Annotated in this window: 35 protein-coding genes and 1 pseudogene; 31 read left to right on the top strand and 5 right to left on the bottom strand. The window is 34.4% G+C overall.

Annotated elements, in window-relative coordinates:
* Positions 1-105: 105 nt before the first annotated feature.
* From DN408_RS32130 to DN408_RS20500, 4 genes are all read right to left on the bottom strand, one after another.
* Positions 106-1,248: a hypothetical protein gene (locus tag DN408_RS32130; RefSeq protein WP_235712317.1), complete on the bottom strand. Its 1,143-nt coding sequence runs from the start codon at positions 1,246-1,248 to the stop codon at positions 106-108.
* 375 nt (positions 1,249-1,623) lie between these two features.
* Complete coding sequence (locus DN408_RS20510) at positions 1,624-2,052, bottom strand: stress protein (RefSeq protein WP_147740370.1); 429 nt, start codon at positions 2,050-2,052, stop codon at positions 1,624-1,626.
* A 117-nt stretch (positions 2,053-2,169) separates the two neighbouring features.
* The gene (locus DN408_RS20505; RefSeq protein ID WP_147740369.1) at positions 2,170-2,754 is read right to left on the bottom strand and encodes a DUF4236 domain-containing protein; all 585 of its coding nucleotides are present in this window, start codon (positions 2,752-2,754) and stop codon (positions 2,170-2,172) included.
* Between the two features lie 179 nt (positions 2,755-2,933).
* The gene (locus tag DN408_RS20500; protein ID WP_147740368.1) at positions 2,934-3,254 is read right to left on the bottom strand and encodes a helix-turn-helix domain-containing protein; all 321 of its coding nucleotides are present in this window, start codon (positions 3,252-3,254) and stop codon (positions 2,934-2,936) included.
* 503 nt (positions 3,255-3,757) lie between these two features.
* On the opposite strand from DN408_RS20500, the gene DN408_RS20495 reads away from it, so the two are divergent.
* The 3 genes from DN408_RS20495 (at position 3,758) to DN408_RS31550 (ending at position 5,421) form a co-directional block, all read left to right on the top strand.
* The gene (locus tag DN408_RS20495) at positions 3,758-4,912 is read left to right on the top strand and encodes an AimR family lysis-lysogeny pheromone receptor (protein ID WP_147740367.1); all 1,155 of its coding nucleotides are present in this window, start codon (positions 3,758-3,760) and stop codon (positions 4,910-4,912) included.
* Between the two features lie 46 nt (positions 4,913-4,958).
* Entirely contained in the window at positions 4,959-5,099 is a 141-nt protein-coding gene (locus DN408_RS31555) for a hypothetical protein (RefSeq protein ID WP_179957907.1), read from the top strand.
* 163 nt (positions 5,100-5,262) lie between these two features.
* Positions 5,263-5,421, top strand: coding sequence for a hypothetical protein (locus tag DN408_RS31550; RefSeq protein ID WP_179957906.1), 159 nt, complete (start codon positions 5,263-5,265; stop codon positions 5,419-5,421).
* A 17-nt stretch (positions 5,422-5,438) separates the two neighbouring features.
* On the opposite strand, the gene DN408_RS20490 is transcribed toward DN408_RS31550, so the two are convergent.
* Positions 5,439-5,777, bottom strand: a complete 339-nt coding sequence (locus DN408_RS20490; protein ID WP_098777532.1) for a helix-turn-helix domain-containing protein — start codon at positions 5,775-5,777, stop codon at positions 5,439-5,441.
* Between the two features lie 256 nt (positions 5,778-6,033).
* Between DN408_RS20490 and DN408_RS20485 the strand changes: the two genes are divergently transcribed.
* The 28 genes and pseudogenes from DN408_RS20485 to DN408_RS20360 all read left to right on the top strand — a co-directional run bounded on the left by DN408_RS20485 (position 6,034) and on the right by DN408_RS20360 (position 21,152).
* A complete protein-coding gene (locus tag DN408_RS20485; RefSeq protein WP_098777533.1) occupies positions 6,034-6,252 on the top strand; it encodes a helix-turn-helix domain-containing protein in 219 nt (72 codons plus the stop codon).
* Positions 6,253-6,326: 74 nt separating this feature from the next.
* Entirely contained in the window at positions 6,327-7,100 is a 774-nt protein-coding gene (locus DN408_RS20480) for an antA/AntB antirepressor family protein (protein ID WP_218943194.1), read from the top strand.
* A gap of 20 nt (positions 7,101-7,120) precedes the next feature.
* On the top strand, positions 7,121-7,537 hold the full coding sequence (locus DN408_RS20475) for a replication terminator protein (RefSeq protein WP_147740366.1): 417 nt from the start codon (positions 7,121-7,123) through the stop codon (positions 7,535-7,537).
* Positions 7,538-7,560: 23 nt separating this feature from the next.
* Positions 7,561-8,271 (top strand): hypothetical protein, encoded by a 711-nt coding sequence (locus DN408_RS20470; RefSeq protein ID WP_147740365.1) that lies wholly within the window; start codon positions 7,561-7,563, stop codon positions 8,269-8,271.
* Between the two features lie 63 nt (positions 8,272-8,334).
* Positions 8,335-8,682 (top strand): hypothetical protein, encoded by a 348-nt coding sequence (locus tag DN408_RS20465; RefSeq protein ID WP_147740364.1) that lies wholly within the window; start codon positions 8,335-8,337, stop codon positions 8,680-8,682.
* 167 nt (positions 8,683-8,849) lie between these two features.
* Positions 8,850-9,350: a hypothetical protein gene (locus DN408_RS20460; protein ID WP_147740363.1), complete on the top strand. Its 501-nt coding sequence runs from the start codon at positions 8,850-8,852 to the stop codon at positions 9,348-9,350.
* Entirely contained in the window at positions 9,319-9,741 is a 423-nt protein-coding gene (locus DN408_RS20455) for a cell division protein SepF (RefSeq protein ID WP_147740362.1), read from the top strand. Before DN408_RS20460 ends, DN408_RS20455 begins: the two co-directional genes overlap by 32 nt.
* On the top strand, positions 9,738-10,205 hold the full coding sequence (locus DN408_RS20450) for a hypothetical protein (protein WP_147740361.1): 468 nt from the start codon (positions 9,738-9,740) through the stop codon (positions 10,203-10,205). The genes DN408_RS20455 and DN408_RS20450 overlap by 4 nt, the downstream gene beginning before the upstream one ends.
* A gap of 206 nt (positions 10,206-10,411) precedes the next feature.
* On the top strand, positions 10,412-10,690 hold the full coding sequence (locus DN408_RS20445) for a hypothetical protein (protein ID WP_033710338.1): 279 nt from the start codon (positions 10,412-10,414) through the stop codon (positions 10,688-10,690).
* Positions 10,690-11,139 carry a hypothetical protein gene (locus DN408_RS20440; RefSeq protein WP_147740376.1) on the top strand — a complete coding sequence of 150 codons (450 nt, stop codon included), beginning with the start codon at positions 10,690-10,692 and terminating at the stop codon, positions 11,137-11,139. The genes DN408_RS20445 and DN408_RS20440 overlap by 1 nt, the downstream gene beginning before the upstream one ends.
* Positions 11,136-11,717 carry a dUTP diphosphatase gene (locus DN408_RS20435; RefSeq protein WP_147740360.1) on the top strand — a complete coding sequence of 194 codons (582 nt, stop codon included), beginning with the start codon at positions 11,136-11,138 and terminating at the stop codon, positions 11,715-11,717. The genes DN408_RS20440 and DN408_RS20435 overlap by 4 nt, the downstream gene beginning before the upstream one ends.
* Before the next feature lies 1 nt (position 11,718).
* Positions 11,719-11,880, top strand: coding sequence for a hypothetical protein (locus DN408_RS31545; protein ID WP_002167196.1), 162 nt, complete (start codon positions 11,719-11,721; stop codon positions 11,878-11,880).
* A gap of 28 nt (positions 11,881-11,908) precedes the next feature.
* Positions 11,909-12,244: a hypothetical protein gene (locus DN408_RS20430; protein WP_147740359.1), complete on the top strand. Its 336-nt coding sequence runs from the start codon at positions 11,909-11,911 to the stop codon at positions 12,242-12,244.
* Positions 12,241-12,459 carry a DUF3797 domain-containing protein gene (locus DN408_RS20425; RefSeq protein WP_147740358.1) on the top strand — a complete coding sequence of 73 codons (219 nt, stop codon included), beginning with the start codon at positions 12,241-12,243 and terminating at the stop codon, positions 12,457-12,459. Before DN408_RS20430 ends, DN408_RS20425 begins: the two co-directional genes overlap by 4 nt.
* A 46-nt stretch (positions 12,460-12,505) precedes the next feature.
* Positions 12,506-13,246, top strand: coding sequence for a hypothetical protein (locus DN408_RS20420; RefSeq protein ID WP_147740357.1), 741 nt, complete (start codon positions 12,506-12,508; stop codon positions 13,244-13,246).
* A gap of 128 nt (positions 13,247-13,374) precedes the next feature.
* Positions 13,375-13,545 (top strand): hypothetical protein, encoded by a 171-nt coding sequence (locus DN408_RS31540; protein WP_179957904.1) that lies wholly within the window; start codon positions 13,375-13,377, stop codon positions 13,543-13,545.
* Between the two features lie 297 nt (positions 13,546-13,842).
* Positions 13,843-14,211: pseudogene (locus DN408_RS20415) on the top strand (BC1872 family protein); the annotation flags it as partial.
* 99 nt (positions 14,212-14,310) lie between these two features.
* Positions 14,311-14,721, top strand: coding sequence for a hypothetical protein (locus tag DN408_RS20410; RefSeq protein ID WP_147740356.1), 411 nt, complete (start codon positions 14,311-14,313; stop codon positions 14,719-14,721).
* A 23-nt stretch (positions 14,722-14,744) separates the two neighbouring features.
* Complete coding sequence (locus DN408_RS20405) at positions 14,745-15,275, top strand: Holliday junction resolvase RecU (protein WP_147740355.1); 531 nt, start codon at positions 14,745-14,747, stop codon at positions 15,273-15,275.
* 17 nt (positions 15,276-15,292) lie between these two features.
* Positions 15,293-15,619, top strand: coding sequence for a zinc-finger domain-containing protein (locus tag DN408_RS20400; RefSeq protein WP_235712318.1), 327 nt, complete (start codon positions 15,293-15,295; stop codon positions 15,617-15,619).
* A gap of 147 nt (positions 15,620-15,766) precedes the next feature.
* A complete protein-coding gene (locus DN408_RS20395) occupies positions 15,767-16,267 on the top strand; it encodes a sigma-70 family RNA polymerase sigma factor (RefSeq protein WP_147740354.1) in 501 nt (166 codons plus the stop codon).
* An 812-nt stretch (positions 16,268-17,079) separates the two neighbouring features.
* Positions 17,080-17,493 carry a helix-turn-helix domain-containing protein gene (locus DN408_RS20390; protein WP_235712319.1) on the top strand — a complete coding sequence of 138 codons (414 nt, stop codon included), beginning with the start codon at positions 17,080-17,082 and terminating at the stop codon, positions 17,491-17,493.
* Positions 17,494-17,498: 5 nt separating this feature from the next.
* The gene (locus DN408_RS20385) at positions 17,499-17,708 is read left to right on the top strand and encodes a hypothetical protein (protein ID WP_370458396.1); all 210 of its coding nucleotides are present in this window, start codon (positions 17,499-17,501) and stop codon (positions 17,706-17,708) included.
* Between the two features lie 159 nt (positions 17,709-17,867).
* Positions 17,868-18,440: a recombinase family protein gene (locus tag DN408_RS20380; RefSeq protein WP_137076316.1), complete on the top strand. Its 573-nt coding sequence runs from the start codon at positions 17,868-17,870 to the stop codon at positions 18,438-18,440.
* 42 nt (positions 18,441-18,482) lie between these two features.
* Complete coding sequence (locus DN408_RS20375; protein ID WP_147740353.1) at positions 18,483-18,671, top strand: hypothetical protein; 189 nt, start codon at positions 18,483-18,485, stop codon at positions 18,669-18,671.
* A 32-nt stretch (positions 18,672-18,703) separates the two neighbouring features.
* Entirely contained in the window at positions 18,704-18,883 is a 180-nt protein-coding gene (locus DN408_RS20370) for a hypothetical protein (protein ID WP_000390758.1), read from the top strand.
* Positions 18,884-18,904: 21 nt separating this feature from the next.
* Positions 18,905-19,753: a phage terminase small subunit gene (terS, locus tag DN408_RS20365; protein WP_137076318.1), complete on the top strand. Its 849-nt coding sequence runs from the start codon at positions 18,905-18,907 to the stop codon at positions 19,751-19,753.
* Positions 19,746-21,152, top strand: coding sequence for a DEAD/DEAH box helicase family protein (locus DN408_RS20360; protein ID WP_147740352.1), 1,407 nt, complete (start codon positions 19,746-19,748; stop codon positions 21,150-21,152). Before terS ends, DN408_RS20360 begins: the two co-directional genes overlap by 8 nt.
* Positions 21,153-21,194 lie beyond the last annotated feature (42 nt).

Below are 21,194 nucleotides of genomic sequence, written 5' to 3'. Positions count from 1 at the left end.
TACCTCCAAGCAATGCCCAAAGCTTCACCAAACTGTTCTGCCTTAAAATAATCATCAAGCTCTTGTATTGAAATAGATTGAATAACCATTATATTATCCTCCAGATTATTGCTCTAACCAGTTATAGAATAAAATATTCCCTTTAAAATCATTCTTATTTTGACGTATAAATGTTTTTGCAGTTTCTACAGTGTTTTCCCTTTCAATAACCATTGCAAGACGACCTGCGTAAAAAATAGCAGGCATTTGGACAGGATTTGTTGTTTGACTACGTTCTTCTACTGTTCTTAAAAATTCATCAATAGACTTGTCCACTTGCTTCATGGTACCGATGCGCACATTTTTCTCTTGGAGTGTTTTAAGTACATCTAAAAATTGTTCTCTTTTACTAAATACTTCTTTGTCTTTTAATCTTTCAACAACAGACTTATAGAAAAGATGAGATGATTCATTGATGTATTCTTCTTCTTCATCAGTTTCCAATTCTAAATCATCCACTATATTAATTATATTATCTATATTAGAGGAGGAAGAATAAGTACTCTTTGCTGTAATCTGTGAAGGGGTCTTTGTAGAACTCTCTGTTAAAGATTTAACGGATTCGTCAGAGCTAATTCCCGTTTCAGTAATAGCATTTTCACTATTTGGTATTTCTGTTTTTACCGAATCGTTAAAACCATTGTTTTCAACGTTTTCTGGTGTAATTTCGTTTTCACCATTCGGTAAAAACGATGAGCCTAAAGGGTTTGACGATAATAATGGTTCTTGGAAAGAAAATTGTTGTTGATCTTGATGTTTTTTATTTTCTTCGTCTTGTTTTTCTTTTTCTTTTTGTACTTGGCGTTCAAATTCTTCACGAATTTTTTCGTTTAGAAGTTTTAAAAATGCGTCTGTATGTAGATGAATGTGAACCATAGGATCACCATTAAATTTATATACTTTTTTAGTTATGATTTTTTGATCTACTAAAATTTTACTAGCACGGTCAAATTGACGAGGGCCAATTCGAATTTCGTCCCACCAATCGGTACGACCTTTTGCTAACCATAATTTTTTATCTTTCCAGATACGTAGCTTGGTTATGTTTGTATCTTTAGATGGTAAGTGCCAATACACAATTTGAGATAGCAATAAACCAGCAACAACATCTTCATCAGCTACGTCTACGTATACCTTTTTGAAGTCAATAGTATCTGTTGTAGCACGTTCCCACATTAAAAATTCTTGAAAATTATTAAATCCAGTCATAATAAAAAATCCTCCAATTTTTTACCCCGACCAAAAAATGGGTGCAAGAAATTAGAGGATTGTTATTCATATTTTTTTATGCTATCATATTAATAGAAATAGCAATTTGAATATGTGATAACAAACCTCGTGTTCTAATTTTCATCGGTTTTGTAGGCGGCCAAACTTACGTCAACCTTTGAAAATTCCGTCGGGGTTTTTTTATTTTTATAATTTATATGAAAAATTTACATTTGCAATTTATGTATCTACTCTTTTAATGATAGCAGAAGTTTGTGGAAAAAAGAAGAGAAAAAGAGAAGCCCGACAATAAATGTCGGGCTTTTTCTGTGGATAAGTGGGGTTATCCACAAGTTGTAATATGATCTAACTATTTTACTTAATAGTTTTGTCCATTACCTCTTTATATTTGTTAAATTGGGCATCTTCCATGTCACCATTCATTTGTAAAAGGAAATTACCTTTTGTATAAGTATGAGAGAAGAGCATTTGGTTTCCATTCCCTAAATCGTCATAGTACTTTTTAGCCTGTTCAAGATCTTCTTTGTTTTTAAATTCAAATAATCTACCGCCGCTATCTTCTCCTAAAGCTGGTACCAGAATACGCTTTGCGTCTTTTCTAGTATTACCAAACTCTTTTTGTGGTAGATCAGTAGGCTCTTCCGCTTCTAAACCTGCAGCTTTAAACTCTTCGATTACTTTACCAACTGTAACATCACTTGCCATTGATTTAATGCTGTCACAAGCTGTTAAACCGAATAATAGCAAAGCGCCAATAAGAAATACTGATAACTTTTTAAACATATTAATTCGTTCCTCCTAATGTAAATAAATCCTTATACATCATAACAAATTATTTATCTTTATATTGTCATATATTGTCGAAAGGAATAATAAAAAGGCACTCAATTGGAGTACCTTTTATTTTTGTATAAGAAGAGTACTTTTACATTTTCGGCAAGTGATCTTCTTTTCTTTATATATTAATAGATTTTCACACTGGCATCCAGGGCATACGGCTGTTTGTGGTACTTTTATATTCTTATAGCATATGAAGGAAATCGCAGCTAATATTAGCGCTGGAACAACAAGCAACATAACTAAGAAAAGAACTGCACATATACCTGTAATGATGGCAAGTGGCTTCATGAACCTTCTAGCAACAGAGTTTGTCTTGCTATCCTTTGTACGAAGAGCAGTAGCAGTGAAAGTTTGAATTTGTTTTTTAGTAGCTGGCGATCCAAGGTTTGTTTGTACATGGTTATCCGATGTAGAGGGAGATATATGCTGTGCAGTATTTGATCTTTGGGGAGAATTTTTCTTCTTCCCGAGTCTTTTCTCATATGATATGCCGGTGCCAGGTAAAGAGGTTGTGATTCTTGTTCCAGATGGACCAGTACTAACACTAGCGCCTTTTACGCCTGCGCTTATTCCTACACCCTTTGTACTTACATTTATTTTAACGCCAGGAGCTACCTTTATGCTTTTACGAAACCTAAACCCCATAATATTCCCTCCGATACAATTTATATCTATATATTACAACTTTAAATGTATAATTTCAGCCAAAATAAAAAGACAGCTTATTAGCTGCCTTGTTAAAATTGTAAAAATATGTACATTTTACCGCTAGAATCAGAATATTTTTCCATGTAAAATAAAGCCAAGGAACGAATTGATATTAATTACATCCTTTTATCTTTATCTAAGAATCTAGCGTAAGGAAGTAACTTTTTACAGAAGTCTTCTCTTTGTTCTTCATTCATAGAAGCTAGTATTTGTTGAATTTCAATTAATGTATTCTCAACAATTCTTGTGTTAGGTTTTATATTTCTGTTTAATAGAACATCAACAGGTACGTTAAAGTAAGAGGCGATACGATCTAAAGTTTCTAAATCTGGTTCAAAACCGTTCTCGTAATTTTTGATTTGACCGCGGCTCAAATTAAGCTTATGTGCCAACTCTTCTTGTGTTAACCCGTATGAATTTCGTAGTCTTTTCAACATTTTATTAAATTCTCTCATGAAAAAAATTATAAATCCAATATAGTTTTTATACTATAATTGGCTATAAAATAGACGTATTATAATTATTGTCTATATAGTATTCTACAAGTGAGAACTAGTGTTCTATTTGTGTTATAATGTGAATATATCGTTTTTGGATATGCAATAATGCATATGAAATCAGATAATCAGAGGACAAGCGTGTTTTGTATGGTAATATATTGAAGAGAGGAAACTTTCTTAAGATTTAAAAATAACGATGAATCTGAATATTAAGGAAAAAAACATTCAGATGAAATCAAATAAAAACGGACAAAAAAAGACTCACAGCGCGTGTAAATAGTGCGGTCACACTATTACACCGTCTTCCCTATAGCACTAGGGAGAACACTTACTGCAAGTCTATCAACTAGTATAACACACCATTTGAATGTAGTGACGCGTTTTCCAATAATAAGGTAAAAGGGTACGTGTCTTTGTTCCGAAAAAAGGGGACAAATAAAATGCAGAAATTATTACAAAGTCTTTCTGGTGATTTAGCGTTAGCTGGAATTAGTAAAAGTAAGTTAGCTTTAAATTGGGGCATTTCTCCAAGTGGAGTAACCGCCGTTTTTAAAGGAGAAAGGCAAATGCGCTTTTCGTATCTGACAAAGTGTTTGGCTTTACTTAATAAGGGAATCAAAACAGAAAGTAAATATATTTCAAAGTATGTACTAGGTGCTAAACCTAAAAATAGAAGAGAAATTATGGAATACCTATCGTTAAGAGGGGATTTCGATACATTAAAATATGTGATCGAAAAGGAGCATATTGTAGAAGAAGGCAAGAAACATACGAATGCTCTCAATGAAGAATGGGCAGAAGTATACGGCTGGATTCATCAAAGATATACACAACAAAATGTAAACTTGTTAGAGTTTTATAATTCGCTACGTGAAGTAAATAAAACAACAAAAAATAAGGATATGAAATTATTAATAGAGTTGCTTTTATGTCAATTATTATATCAAATGGGAGATCATAAATTAGCATCGGAAAAAATGCATGAAATTAGTGATAGCCTCAATGAAATAACGAATGATTTTATTAAAAGTACATTTGATTTAAGATTTAAGGAAGCGCAAGCAGTTATGTATATAAGAGATGGTAAGATTACAGAAGCGAGACATATATGTGATGTAATACTAAGTGTATGTGAGCTTAATCCTTTCTATATAATGCCACGTGCAATGGCTTATTTTAAGAAGGGGGAGACATACCTATTTACAGATTATGAAAAGGCTAAATACTACCTAAGTAAGGCCTATAACACTTTGGAAGAGATTGAAGATTTTGAAGGTGTTAAAGAAAAACGAAATATGTTCCAATTTAACTTATCATTTTTAAAAATTATCCATATGAAAGAAATTGAGACGATTGGTGCAATCCACGATGCAGAGCGTGGATTGTTAGAAATTGTATTAGGAAATAATAAAGCTGGCGAAGAGATATTAATGAGTCTTAAAGAAAAAAATGGTGAGCTGAGTGACATACAATATGTTTATCTTGCACTAGCAAGGAAAGATAAGACAATGATGAGAAGAGCGTATGAACGCCTTCTGCAAAATAATGATGCATTTTATGCTCAATTAGCAAAAATGTTCTTGGGCAAACTTTGAAAAAATGGTATAATTAACTTATCAGTCATGGGGCAGGTGGACAAATATGAAAAAAATCTTAGCTATCATTCCAGTACTAGCCGTTCTCGGTGGTTTCTTATTGAATTCTGCCACAGACGTAAAAGAACAAAAACAAGAAGCAAAAGCGCCAATCGTTATGTATAGTAATGATCCAGGTGGATGGTAAAATAAGTAACTATATATAAATTAGTTCGTAATGCGATCGTCTTATTTTAGACGGTCGCATTTGTGCGTTTAAAGACCTTTCCGTTTTCTTTAACTTTTGATAAAAACAGAAAAAATTACATTTACTTACAAAAATATAAAGGATGTTCTAGGGGGATATAGTAATGAATGCAATATTAACAAATGAAGTGGTATCAAATACAAAAGAAGAATTAGCGTCTAAACTTTGGGAACTGTTATTAATGGGGGAAGTTAATACTAATGCAAAAGAAAATATTGAGAACATTAAGGAGTCACTTGCAATTAATAAAAAAAATGATTGATAGCAACGTGCTATCAATCATTTTTTGTTCGCATCTATAAAGGAATTAATCATTCTTAAATACATTTCTTGTTCAGCTTCTGGTAGTTCTTTTAATTTGTTGTATATTTCATCAAAGTCATTTTTTAGTCGGGTATTTTGTTCTCCGCTTAGCTTAGGGTCATCTGAAAGACCCAGTAGAAAATCAGTAGTACAATCAAGAACGTCTGCGAATTTAGTTACAGATCTTTCTTCACGGTTTCTTTTATTGTTTTCAATTAAAGAGATAGTAGCTTTTTTAAAACCGACTGCTTCGCCAAGATCATCTTGTGTCCAACCCCTCGCCTTTCTTAATTGTTTAATCCTTTCTCCACGCATAGATCATTCACCCTTTTATATAAATTCATATAGATTATTTTTAATAAGTTAGTAAATAAGGTTATTAATAAGTTTATAAGCCCATTTTATTACAAAAGTTTAGTTTTAGCAAACTTTTCTATAATTTATCGGAAAATTCTGGATTGTTGAAAGTGGTTTTCTTATAGAAAAAGTTTATTTTTTTCACTTAAAAGTTTACAAGTTGTAAACTTTTTGATAAGATAAACGTGTAAACGATAAGCGAGGTGAGAGTGATATGAAATTTGATAATGAGAAATTGTCAACTTTGCTTAGGAAAAAAGATATGAAACAAAATGTGTTCGCAAAGGCTATAAAACGCGCCCCTAGTACGGTTTCTTTGTATCTTAGCGGTGATGTCGAACCGGGTAGAAAAGCACTGATTGCAATGTCAGAAGTTCTTGGAGTTCCAGTTGATGAACTTTTGGCAAAGGAAATTAATTATCAAACAGCGTAAACAAAAATCGAAATATAATCGATTTATTTTTTTGAATAGAAGTTTACATATTGCAAACTAATTGAGGGGATAAAATGAACCAATTACAAATTGTAGTAAATGAAATGCTTCCGGTTTATCAAAATCAATCGGGGAAAAAATTTGTAAATGCTCGTGAATTACACGAACAAATGATGGTTGGTAAAGTGTTTGCTGCTTGGATTCAAGATCGTATAGATAAATATGACTTGATAGAGAATGAAGACTTTTTTCCAATTTCGGAAAAAACGGCTGGAAGGCCTAAAACAGAGTATTGGCTTGCATTAGATACTGCAAAAGAAATATCAATGGTGCAAAACAATCATATGGGCCGAGTTATTCGTAAGTATTTTATAGAAGTTGAAAAGCGATTTCGCTTGCAGCAACCAAAAACACAAGCCGAAGCAATGTTAATGTATGCCCAGCATATGGTCGAAACAGAGCGCAGAGTTAACAAGTTAGAAACACAAGTAACAGAAACTAATCATCGTGTCGAAAACATGAGTCAAATCATCGCTTTAGATACTAAGGATTGGCGAAATGAAATAAGTAAAATATTAAACGCTATTGCTTATAGAAAAGGCGGCAAAGAGTGGTATAGAACAATTAAAAATGAGAGTTATAGTGTTCTATCAAATAGAGCTGGCGCTAATCTTGATATTCGTTTATTGAATAAACAAAGGAAGATGGCGCTGCAAGGTGTACCGACATCGACAATAAACAACGTCTCTAAATTAGATGTCATAAATGATGATAAAAAGCTTACTGAAATTTATGTAGCAGTTGTTAAAGAAATGGCAATCAAATATCAAATGGATAAAATTTCATAATTAAACAGGAGGTTTTACAAGTGAATATTGATTTAAATAGTTTAGCAGAGGGTGCAGTTGCGGAGAAGGTCGATGCAGAGTTTCAACGTGTTTTGAAAAACATGGCCGATCCAAATACAGATCCTACAAAGGCAAGATCAATTACATTAACACTTACTTTTAAAGGGAATAAAAAGCGTGAAATATGGGATTGCACTTCTAAAGTCTCATCGAAACTTGTACCTGCAAAAGAAGTTGAATCTACATTCATAGTCGGTAGAGATAACGATGGTGGTGTTGTTGGGCAGGAACTATATTCTGGTGTAAAAGGTCAAATGTACATAGATGGTGATGGGGATGTAGCTGATGATGTAGGTGAAAAAGTGGCTGCAGAGGAAACACCAAAAGAAACAGGACCCGCTCAAATTGTAGATTGGCGTAAACAAAAAACTAACTAATAAATCGTAAAGGGGAACTTAAAATGATTGAAAAAGAAGCTTTAGAATACGTAGTTGAATTAGGAAATGTAGAAACACATGATATTGATGGCCAAACATTCTCGACGCAGCGATTACATGTAGTAGAAGAGCCAACAGCAAATTCATTTACTGTCCGTAGTTTATCTGGATTAGTTGATTATGTGAAATCAGGGTTTGATATAGAGCAACCGCTAATGATTCATGTTGCTAATCCAACATTAGTTACCTGCTTTACTGCTATTAACGGAAATTTCAATCGTAGCACATTGGTAAGAGCAGAAGCGCTTATACCAGATTTTGATTTTGGATATTGGCATAAGGTAGAGAAATTTATTATTAGCCTTCAGTCAGCGTTTGTTAAAAATGATGACCGTGACATCATGTTAAAAGTCGTAGGAAATATAACAGAAGAAGATGTTAAAACATATGGCGATAATGGAACATCGCAAAGCGTGGTAGCTAAGGTTGGTGTCGCGGCAGTTGGAGAGGTTGATGTTCCTAATCCAGTTTCGCTTAAACCATATCGTACATTTACAGAAGTGGAACAGCCAGAAAGTGAGTTTGTATTCCGTATGGAAAAGGGGCCTAACTGTTCGATCCATGAAGCAGATGGCGGTGCTTGGAAGCTAGAAGCGATTGGGAATATCAAAAAATATTTAGTTGAGAACCTGGCAGACGAAATTGAAAACAAAAAAGTATTTATCATTGCTTAATAGCAATTTATATAACTTTCAGCTACATCGATAAACGGTGTGGCTGGAATTGAGGTGAAATAGATGGGATTAGCCGATAGGGTACTTCCGGAGCATATACAAAGAGCTTGGCCTTTAGAAAAGCAGTTACGTGAATACATGCAGAATCGAAAAATATTACTTCGTCAGTGTGATAGAGCGATGGCTACGGGCGATATAACAGCCGCACGGGAGTTAAAAGAACTAAGTAATAAACAATTAGAAGAATCTGCTGCAGTAGAAAAAGAGCTTGTAGATTTATATAAACAAAGACAAAAAAGAGATCAACAACTTAGAAATGAAGAACGAAAAAACGTATTGGATGTAGCCAATCACCTGGAATCGCTAGGCGGTAATCCAAAGGTAGTAGAACAAATAAGAAAAAATGCATAAAAAAAGATCCATCGCGAAAATGGATACTCAAAAAAGGATTCAGAGGTAAATCTACATTTGCAATTATAACACAGTAAATACGCAGGCGGCCAAATTATGTGTATTTATAAAAATATAAAGATTAACAAATTTAAGAATATAGATTATATAGCAGGGAGCTGAAAGTAATGAATGATTTGTTGTTCGATAATAGTGAATGGTGTGATATCTGTAGTGAGGTAATTCCAGTTGCTGATGTGAAAAGTATGCACATCGAGGGATGCGAAAAAACGCTTTGTAAGTCTTGTCGTGGTGAAATGGAGCTTAAATTAAAAGTAGTTGAAACATTAGTAATTAAAGATATGTTAACGGTTCTTATAAAAGGATATGGAATGAATAAAGTACGCGAATTTGATTTGGTTAAAGCAGAACGATATGTGAAAGAAAATGAAATAGTTTTAGAGATTGAAAAGCGTGGCGGTAAGTTTAACCAGGAGAAATTGGGCGTATTCGTATCGCTTTCTACAAATGAAATTGTATCGATTCTACAATACTTGCAAAAGAAAATTAGTAGCCATTTATGGATGAATGCAGTTATCGGTGCATTGTTAGATAGACAGCTTGTATACACGCTTCATTTAGAAGAAGGTGATCACCATGACGGAGCAACTAACATTCTTGCTGGATGACCTCTCTAATACAACTGCAGTAATGAAAAATACAAAAGATATACAAGTTACGGAACAGACACAACCGTTTGATATAAAAGAATCACATGTGAAGCACTTGCCAGGACGCGTAGGATTCGCTGATGTACTTGCAATTATTCCATGTGATGTATGGAGTTCGGACGAGCTTCCGCGCTCTGTAAGGCAAGATAATCACTTTGATATGTATATCGACTATGTAACAGCGTTATGGCGGTATAGACGAGCACAAGATAAAAGTTTCTTTTGGGATGAAGCAGAGGAACTTTGCAAAGTCGCTAGGGAATCCCAGGAACCGCAGCCATTACGAATTTATTTTGATAGCGGATTTAAACCGCAATATGTAACTGAATATTTGGAGGGATATAGATGAAAATCGTAGCCGTTATAGTACCAGTACCGCAATTTATTAAAACACCATTTGTAGTTGGGGATTGGGTAGCGTACGAATGCAATGATTACACAATGTTTGCAGAGGTAAAGTGCATGGATGTGGAACAAAAAACAGGTCGTATTAAAGTTTTGGGTATGTGGGGAAATCACAGTGTAATAACTACAGGTGATAAAGGATGGCAATATGCAGATCAGTGCCGCCTAGCAACAGAAGATGAACAAAATCGGGAAGAGCGCCGTAGAGTCTTCGCTAAGAAAAAGAGAAGAAATAACGAATTTCACCCAGGTGACTTTGCGAATGATGGCAGCCGCGTTTTAACTGTATGCCATCAAGATAAAAATACCGGAGTTGTAACGGTGTTTGTAAATAATTCAAATGAAACATATGAGGTAGAACCGCAGGACTTAGAAGTTCTATTCTTTGCAGAAGATGCAGCAGGGTGACTTGGTATAAGATGTATCATTTACTTTTGGAAAATTATGAATTTAAAAGGTGAAACAAGATATTGCGTAAAGAGAAATTGATAGGAAAGCTAATAGCTTTAGAGTGTTACAGGACAAAGGACCGCCAGTTGTGGGAATTGGACGAGCTAGAATTGGCGGTCTTACTTGTTATAACGATCATTAAACGATTAAAGGAGACGGGAATCATGAAATTTGAAATCAAATGTAAATGTGGAATGAATGTAGCAGCTGAATTAGATAGAGCGGAGCAAGAAAACGGGGATGCTGCAGTACTACCTATTATTGCTACAAAGGATAACGGAATCCAGGGAGTAATGGTCCAAACAAAAGAAAAAGAAATTCAAGTTACATGTACAAATTGCAATGAGTCAGCGCGATTCTTATTGGAACCAGAGGAAAGAGTAGAAGAAAGCCCCATCCTTGATTGGTCAAATGTTTCATTAGTTAGCCAGGAGGGTGAATGATGAAAAGTACATATAAGTATCATATTTCAACTATTCTTCCATACTGGCGCTGCAATTACATTATTACGCATGAAAATGAAAAGATGGCAAAATATCATTTCTATAAGCAGCTAAAAAAGCAAGGGATTATCAATATGCCTTATGAGCAGTTAGCGCCATTTATTACTTGTGAATATAAAGGCGTAGTTGATATAGCAACCTTGTTCGGCAAAGAAGAGCCGTTTCGAAAGATGTGTAATTTCAGAAGAATATCATTTGCTAAACGTGGAATGCGTGTCGAAGTCCAGGGAAGAAAAGGGACGATTGTCGGGAATTGCAAAAATGATTTGTTCATCGTCCTGGATGATGACCCTCATAAATTTAGATTTAATCCACAGTGGGAAATTGTTTACTTCAATGAAAATGGCGAAATTATTAAAGACTATCGTAAAGGGGTATATGCGCTATGAGACACACTACAAATTTACACATCATAACTGCAGAGGAAACACAGCAAACATTTGATATTACAGAGTTGTTCGAAATGCAGAAAGAGCTAGATAAAAAGATTGGTTACAAAGGTAACGATAAGTTAGATATGTTGTTTCGTGCATTACTGGTGGAGATAGGTGAAGCCTGGAACGAAACAAGGGCCTTTAAAATGTGGAGCACAGGATTCGGAACGCCAAAAGATGGATTATTAGAAGAATTAGTTGATGGCTTCCATTTCTTAATGAATATTGTGATTGAACTGGATAGTCATACTTTAAAACGAAAACTTGTATCCGGTTTTTCTAAACAATACATCATGAAGAAAAATGTATTAAGTGTAAACATGCTATTTGAATGGTACATGCAAGATATTTTAACGGCCAAACGTGCATGGTGCCAATACAGAGATTTAAGTGTAGCATTATCTCATTTACATAAAGCGTTCGGCATTTTCTTCCGTCTTTGCTACTTATACGGATATAAATTTGAAGATGTTGTTCTGGCTTATAAAGAGAAGAATAAAGAAAACTTTGTACGTCAAGCGAGTGGATATTAAGATGCATAAATTTGTAGTTACATATGAAATCCCTCCTATGATCGGAGAACTAACTGTAGATATAAAAGCCAAGGATGAAGATGAAGCCTTGTATATTGCTAGATGCTTTTTACCACGTGCTGCAACAGTACGTGGTGCTAAATCAAAGTATTATACAATTTGAATTTTGTATAAAAGTGAGGGAATGAGATATGAAAGAAAATATGCTCTATAAAATAAAAGCTCAAAAGGTAGATAACTCAATTAATATAACTGCAGAAACAAGCAATGATGTTTCCTTAGAAAAAGCAATTGAAATAGCGAAAGAAGATGTATTACTTTCACCGTTAAATACTTATCGGAATTTTATAGTTGAGCCGATTTGTACAAAAGAAGAGTGGGAAGAAGGTACGGTGTCCTTTTGTCCGAGATGTGGTGCCAACATTCGTGAATATGGAATTGGACAAGGTGGAAGTTTTGATTGCTATGAGTGTAGCACAACAATAGAAGCATATGTATATGTTCATGATGAGGAGGATGAAGAATGAATACAATGGATTTTTTGAGAATATCACCCCTTATTAACGACTGTCCGAATTGTGGTAATCAATTTGTTGGTAATGGTCAAGGTACATTAGAAGTTGATGACAATATAGTCAAACGTACTTGTAAGTGTGGGTTTAATTTTAAATACGATGTTAACAACGGAGTAAGTAAAAAGAAAATAAAACAAGTGATTGATGAAGCATTAAATAAATTGTAACCAAAGCGTTATTTGAATACAAAACAAAAATAAGGGAGCGATAATAATGAATTTAGAAAACAGCATTAAAGACGTGATTGGCAAGAAGTTAGCAGAGGGAATGGTTGAGAAGTTAATTGAGGAACAGTTAGAAAAAGGCATTAACAATGCATTAGGAAGTTTATTTGGATCATATGGCGATTTAACAAAAGTGATTGAAGAAAAAGTGAAGTCGGTTATGGTTCCATATCTAGAAAACTATGATTACTCGAATTATATAACTAAATTAGACAGCGTAATGGTGGATGTTCTAAAGAATTCAGCATTAGAAAACAAAAAGTTATTAAGTAATTTCCAAGAATTAATGATACCTGCAGCAGAAAAAGAAATTAAGGTAACAGACCTATTTGATAAATGGAAAGAACATGTTGAACAAAATGTAGAAACAGATGGATTAGAAGTTGATTACGATGATGGACCAACGTATGAATATGTGGATGTTAGATTTGAAGTAGTTGAGGATGATGATAGGGATTGGAGTTCCTTTAAATATGCAACATTAGTATTTGAATGTGATCATGATGAAAAAATGAACTTTGCCATTAGATTATCTAAATGGAAGTCAGGGAAAGGTGAAGGATGGGACATGCAATATGATAATGTTCCTGATTTAAAATCTTTAAGAAATTTAAACTCATTTGAACTGCTATTAATGAAAATGAATCAAGATCGCACGCAAATAATTCTTGATGAAATAGATGACAGTGATTCCATCGTACCAGAAGAAAGACCAGAGTTATCTTATTAATAATAGGCAATTGGTACTGTACTTACCTAGCGATATTAAAGAGGGTTTTAAAAAAAGTACAGTACCAATTTAATAGGGTTCTAAAACTAAACAAAATAGTTATTTTAAAACGAAAGGGAGAATGAGAGATGTCTAATATCGAAAAGGCAAAAGAAATGTGGAAACAAGGTGCTATTGAAATAAATGCGGTCGATAAGAACGGTGAATCGTTAAAACAATATGATTCTGTAATAGCACATGATGGTTGTGAATGGAGAATCGGATGCATTAGGGGTCTGTGTAGCAATGGAACAGGATAATGCAACAAGCATTAGCGGACATCATATGGTATAGCAATTTCATTAAGTTAACTCGAGTTAACTAGGTTAACCATAGTTATAATAACGTTTTTGAATGCATTTAGGTTAACTAAAATAAGAAATGTCATTTCGGTAAACCTAGACAAAATGAACCCTTAATGTCCTATAAGTATCATTAGCGGACATCACAATACCCAAAATGGGTCTTTCATGTCCACTAACATACGAAATAACCCTTAAAATGAATGTCCGCTAATACTTATTGCGTGATTTGGTTCCATTGCTACACAGACCCCCATTACGTATAGCGCTATTGATGAAAACTTTGTAGCTCATTTTGAAGAGAGTTGGATTTCGTTTGAAGATTTGAATGAAGTTGAAAAATTAAATGCTGTAATTGCTTGCGAAGTGCTTGGATGGGAAAAGGTAGAAACTCATTGGGGGAAAGATGGAAAAGCGTTTCATGATATGCCAATAGAAAAATTCGATGCAATCAACTACGCGGCAATCGTCTTAGATCGTTTGGATGAAGATGACCGTGAAGTGAGGATTAAAAATGAAAATAGTAATTGGCAAGTTAACATAGATGAAAATGATTATATTGTTGAAGAAAAGTTTGGAATCGCTGTTTGTGCAGCAGCCGTAAATGCAGTTAGAGGCAATTAAGACAAAATTTTTATTTTAAAAAGCGAACGAAAAACATCATTGGATCCAATGAAAGTTCGTGATTTAATGAAAAGCCGTTATTTGAAAGGGGAATGAGTAATGAAGTTGCAAGACATAAAAGGAGATAAATCACTTTGGGAGAGAGCGAACATTGATGGTGTCGGTAAAATTCTTTTAGTTGAAGAGAGTTATTACGATGGGATTGTAGAGTGTATCGAAAAAACTAATGTGATCCATATGAACTTTTATAAGGTAATGTTTGCTTTTGGCGAAAATATAAAAGTCATAAGAGCGAAGAATCGATTTGAAGCAGTTGGATATTATTTGATGGAAGTCATGAAGTATGGGGATATACATGATGTTGTCGTTGAGGAAATGGAACCGACTGAAAAAGTTGAGTGGGAATGTATTGGATTCCCTGTTTATAAAACGTTAGAGGAGATTTATAAGGAGAATGAAACGGTTTGGTCAGATGATACACCATGCGTTGTGGTTGGCTTAGAAAACTAAACAAAAGAAAGCGAGGGAGTAGCATGGGTTACGGAAATAGAGGAATGGCATTTGAACAATTATTAAACATTACATGCAGAATGTACAAATCAGCAAATGTAGGAGTATTTAATAAGCGTCCTACACCGGTAAAAGTTATAAAAACAGATAAAAAAGGTAATATAACCAAAAGTGCATGGGGAAGCAAATCTACAGTAGATTATGACGGTGTGTATAAAGGAAGAGCGGTCTATTTTGAAGCAAAGTCTACAACAGAAACAACTCGGTTTCCATTAGATAATATAAGTAGGCATCAAATTGACTATTTAAAGGATACGCAAGACCAGGGAGCGATTTGTTTCTTTCTAATAGAATTCAGAACAGACCACGTTATTTATTTCGTTCCTGTTCAATTAGTAGCAGAATACTATGAAGCTATGTTATATGATGGTGGCCGTAAATCCATTCCGAGGGAAGAATTTGAAAAACATGCGTATGTAGTAGAAAGAACAGATCGTGCTCTCGTAGATTACCTGGTACATGTAGATAGATTAGATTGTCCGGTTTGCAGCTAATAGAAAGGAATGGGAATATGAATAAAAGGGAAATACGTATTGAAGTTCTCAATTTACAAGATAAACATTGTAAAGAATGTGATCGCCGTTATTCGACGCAAGGGGACTTTTGTTGGAGAGAATGTGAAATAGGGAAACGTATGAATCAATTAGGAATCTGTTTAGGTGGAAGATATGGATTAAAAGTAAAGAAGCAGAGAACTACAAAAGATTGGGATAAGCTTTGTGTAAAAGCAATAGCAATGAGGGAAACAGGAATGACATATAAATGTATAGCGGAAGTGTTAAAAGTATCAGAAGGTTCCCAAATTACATTGCAGTTGAGAAAGAGAGGTTTACTATAAAATTTCACATACCATATTAGAAAGATAAATAAAAAAACAATGAAATTAATAGTCCACATTCAGAGGGCGTTGATTATGCATAGGAAAGTAATTCTTCCTATATATAATTCAGCGTCCTCTTTTTATATAAGAGGAGGAACCTGGCTAATGAAAGATTTAATGGAGCAGTATATAGAAACAAGAAAAGAGTTAGAACAATCTAAGGTGGGCGCAACAGAAAAAGACATTAGTATTATTAATGGAATGATTAGCGATATTAACTATGCTCTGGAATGGATGAGCACTGCTAAACAGCCGGATAAAAAAAGAGGAATTGAACGTAGAGCAGCGTATGAGCGTGAGAAGCCGTGTGACCCATTACTAATGCAAAGATATATGCGTAGTACGGTAATGCCATGCTATGAATGGGATACAGAAGTAAAAGAAAGTGTTATTTCTGAATGGGATCGTATACAACTAGAAGATGCATTATCAACATTAACAGAAAGAGAAAAGGAAATATATGTAATGTCTAGAGGGTATGGATTTACACAGGATAAAATTTCCAATTATTTGAAAGTGAAAAGAACTACTGTTCAAGAATATTTAAAAAGAGCAGATAAAAAGATTGGCGAACGTCTAAGTGGAAGTTTATTTTGCATATGTTAGTATTTCTTTTTTGAAAAAAATGTCGAAATTTGTCGTCATAATGCCCCCTATATATGAATAGCCGAAACCAGTTCTTGTAGATGAGTGATTGAGTGAACGTATAGCGTTGCTCTTCCTTATTTGCAAGACGATTTAACTCTGTATGCATTTCTTGATTTCAAAACGTAATAAGAATAGTCTTCAAAACTTTATTAATTTAAACGGTCTAAACGGAGGAGAGCTTCTGTTCTCCTTTAAATTGATACCTGCCTATCTATAGGGTGTCAATTTAAAGGGGTACGGAAATACCTCATAAATTAAAAGGTTCCTGAGAGAAATTTTACTTCTCTCCTAGCCACTGACGTAAGACGCGTAGTCAAATTAGAAAATTATAAGAGTGCGGTGGCTGTGAGAGGAATAAAAGTGAATGAGCATCCGTGATGGGTGCTTTTTTCTTTGTTATATAGAAATTACATATTAAACACGAATCTTAACAATATGGACATATGACTAGGAGGGGAAATAATGTGCTGCAGTTATTTTTGTAGCATCTTATTTGTTGTTACGGGAAGGTAAGCGCAAACGTGTTGCATTTAATTAAATAGAAAACACGAATAGCCCAACGACGGCTTTGATTTTAAAATCGTTTCCGTTGGGCAATAACATCCAAAATCCGGATATAGTATGTACATATTCACATGCTACTTTCGAAGCGCGCTTCTTATTCGTGAGCGTTTCAAGAAGACACAAAGGGTTTTATATTACGGCGCCAACCTTTTTCCCTACTTTGCATACTATCGTTATTAACAGAATTTCATAGTTTTATACGTGAGGTGATACAAGGGGAAGCAGAATTATTAAATGATTTAACAAAAGAGTTAAAGACACGTGTTTTATCTGGTGCAGTTACATGGGAGTTAATTAATGCTATTGTATTGGATCGTTTAGAGAGAATACCAGATAAAACAAAAATGAATGAATTTGGTATAGGGATGTATGGTGTTAAATGGGAAGATGTTATTTTGAAACCATATGCAGCACTAGATAATGTTATTGGTGTTAATGATGCTCATCTTATTAGCGGCCTTTCTCCTGGTCATATAAAGAATATATGTGCAGCAGGTGCTATTGAATCTAAAAAGATTGGTGGAACCTGGGTGATAAATAGAGAGCGGTTTGAAGAGTGGTTCCAGTGTTCATGTAAAAACAAAACAAACTCAACACAAACCAAATATTGTAAGAGGTGATAATAGTGCCAAATGTACAATATACTGCTCATGTAAATAATGAAAGTAAAGATGCTACAGAATATGTAAATGCACTAGCTTATATATCTACATTTTTATTAGCTTGTTCTGATCAGAAGGTTATTGATAAATTGTTAACTCAATCCAATGAAAAAGAATCTGAACTAATTAAAGGTATTTTGAGTGGATTGCAACTGCGTTTGTCCGAAAACTAGTGTCTCAAAAACAAAACATTATGAGACACTTAATATATGGGGCTTGAATCCTATTAAAATGGTATAGAAAATGTCTCAAAACTATGTCTCAATTTATAATTGAATTTGAGACAGGAATTTGATACACTGTTTATATCAAATAACAAGGGATGATGGTGCATGATATTCGGATATGCAAGGGTTTCTACTAAAAAACAAAATTTAGATATGCAATTAGATGAACTAAACCGATATGGTTGTGAAGAAATTGTAACAGAAAAAGAAAGTGGAGCTAAAAAGGACAGAAAAGAGCTTCAATTACTACTTAGCAAACTTCGCAAAGGTGATACATTGGTTGTTTACAAATTAGATCGCTTAGGAAGGACCATGCACCAGTTAGTTAATTTATTGCAAGAATTTAATGATAAGGAAATTCACTTTGTTTCTATTAAAGATGGAATTGATACATCTACTACAATGGGAAGATTCCTATTCCATATATTCGGTGCAATGGCTGAAATGGAACGTGAGGTAATTAATGAACGCGTTGTTAGTGGTGTAGCTGCTGCGAAAGAAAGAGGAAAACAAGGCGGACGAAAACGCGCACATACTCCAGAACAAATTGAGGGTATGATAAAAATGGTTGAACAAGGGTTACCTAAAGTTGATATCTGTAAGATGTTCAATGTTTCAAGGGCGACTTTATATAGATACATAAATGAAGAAGAGAAAAATACGAAAAATTTAAAGTAGCGAATCCGCTGCTTTTTTATTTTGTAAAGGAGAGCATTTCTGATGAAACAGTATTTTATTAGATCTATAGGTGATTGGCGTGAGAATCAGAAAAGCAATTGGATTAAAAATAATTATGAAACCATGAAAGATCACCCTTGGTTTATCGATATAGAAGATACAGAATTAATGAAGTCTGCTAAACATTTTGTTGAAATGGGTGTAATGCATCCATATTTTAATAGAGTGTAATCTTATAAAGCGATTAGCGTGAGGTGGTGTAAATGGAAGAAGAAAATATAAACGTTCCTACATGCTCTGTTTGTAATGAGCCTTGCATGTGGACATTGAAAATGCCATTAACTATTACTCATTTTGATAAAACATATATCCGTGAAGCAAATACGGATAATGCTCATATATGCATTGAGTGTTTAGAGAAGGAAGTGCAAACAATTGGATAAGGGGGCAGGTGTTATGTAATTATGGCCAGACAAAGAAGTCCAGACCGTGATAAAGCGTATCAACTATTTAAAGAACATAATGGCGATATTACCAATCGTAAAATTGCAGAATTGTTATCTACATCCGAAAGAACTGTGAATGAAAAAACAGTAGGAGGATGGAAAACGAAAGATAAATGGATACAGCAATTAAATGGAGTACTCCATAAAAATGAACGGAGTACTCCGAAGAAAGATGCGGAGTACTCCAAAAAGAAACCAGGAGCACCTAGAGGTAATAAAAATGCTATAAACAACCGTGGTGGAGCTAAAAAGGGTAATAAAAATGCCGCTGGTAATTCTGGTGGTTCTGCTCCACTACGTAATGATAATGCTGTAAGTCATGGTCTATATAGAAAGTATTTACCACAAGAAATATATGATCTGAAAGAAGAATTAAAAGAAGCAGTTAACAATGATTCATTATCAATCATTTGGGAAAGTATTATGCTGCAGTACACTCAAATCATTCATGCTCAACGTATTATGTTTGTTAGGGATAAAGAGGACATGACAAAGGAGCTAAGAAAGAAAAAGCTTACCGAAAGTGGTTTTGAGGAAGAATGGGAAATTCAATTCGCTTGGGATAAGCAAGCTAGTTTCTTAAATGCTCAATCTAAAGCGATGACAACATTAGTTAATCTTATTGAAAAATACGATAGGTTAGCCAATACAGAGGAACAAAAACTACGTATTGAGAAACTCAAGAAAGAAATCGCAGCTATTAAAATTGATGGTGAAACCAATCAGAATACAGAGGACTGGAAAGAGTCGCTTATGAAGATAGCAGAACGCAGACGCAAGCAAAAGGAAGCTGAAGCTAATGAGTAATACAGCTTTTACTGAATTTATGGAGATCATAGATGTTTATTGGGATGATCCAGTGGCGTTTGCTGAAGATATGCTCGGTTTTTATCCAGATGAATGGCAGAGAAAAGTTCTTATGGATTTGGCACAAAGTCCAAAAGTTTCTGTTCGTTCCGGTCAAGGTGTTGGTAAAACAGGACTTGAATCAGTAGTTGTTATTTGGTTTCTCTGCTGCCGGCCAAACCCAAAAGTTATTTGTACAGCACCTACAAAGGAACAATTATTTACTGTACTTTGGGCTGAAATAGCAAAGTGGTTAGAAGGCAGCGCTGTTAAAAACCTTCTTAAATGGACTAAAACAAGAGTTTACATGATTGGTAGTGAGGAACGTTGGTTTGCTACTGCTAGAACTGCAACTAAGCCGGAGAACATGCAGGGTTTTCACGAAGATTATATGTTATTTGTATGTGATGAAGCTTCTGGTATAGCAGATCCTATTATGGAAGCTATACTCGGTACTTTATCTGGTGCAGAGAATAAATTGTTTTTATGCGGAAACCCAACAAGAACAAGCGGTGTTTTTTATGATTCTCATAATCGTGACAGAGATTTATATAAAATACATAAAGTCTCAAGCCTAGATAGCCCTCGTACAAGTAAAGACAATATAGAAGTATTGAAAAAGAAATATGGTGAGGGTTCAGATGTTTGGCGTGTACGTGTACTTGGTGAATTTCCTAAGGCAGAAGCAGATGCTTTTATTCCACTAGAAATTGTAGAGCAAGCAGCATCTTGTAAAATAGATCCTACTGGTGAAACACTTGATTTAGGTGTTGACGTTGCCCGATTTGGTGATGATGAAACGGTAATTGCTCCAAGAATAGGGAACAAAGTATTTAAATTATTAACTCATTATAAGCAGGATACAATGGAAACTGCTGGCCATGTATTGAAACTAGCTAAAGAATACATGGTAAAGTACAAACAGTTAAAGAGAGTAGATATAAAGGTTGATGATAGTGGCGTTGGTGGTGGTGTTACGGACAGATTAAGAGAAGTTATTAAATCTGAACGATTACCATTCAAAGTATATCCAGTTGTTAATAACGGGAAGCCACTTGATGATGAGCATTATGATAATGCAGGGGCAGAAGGTTGGGCCGTTGTAAGGGACATACTAGAAGAAAATATGAAAGCATTTATACAAGGTGAAGAACCTACAACGGAGATTCCAAACGATGAAAAAATGATTTCTCAATTTTCTAGTCGTAAATACAGAATAACAAGCAGAGGTAAGATTGCTTTAGAGCGAAAAGAAGAAATGAAGAAACGCGGATTGCAATCACCCGATAGAGCAGATGCTATAGTTCTAGCCTTCTATAAACCAAAAGTAGTTATGGGTGGAAAGGTTAAAAGAGTGTAGTCGGACATTAATTGTTCGGCTATTTCTTTTGCTCTTTATTAA

The sequence above is a fragment of the Bacillus sp. AR13-1 genome, from assembly GCF_008042285.1.
Classification (GTDB): domain Bacteria; phylum Bacillota; class Bacilli; order Bacillales; family Bacillaceae_G; genus Bacillus_A; species Bacillus_A mycoides.
The sequence above is the reverse complement of the archived record's forward strand: the minus strand, read 5'-3'. Positions and strand labels throughout refer to the sequence as shown.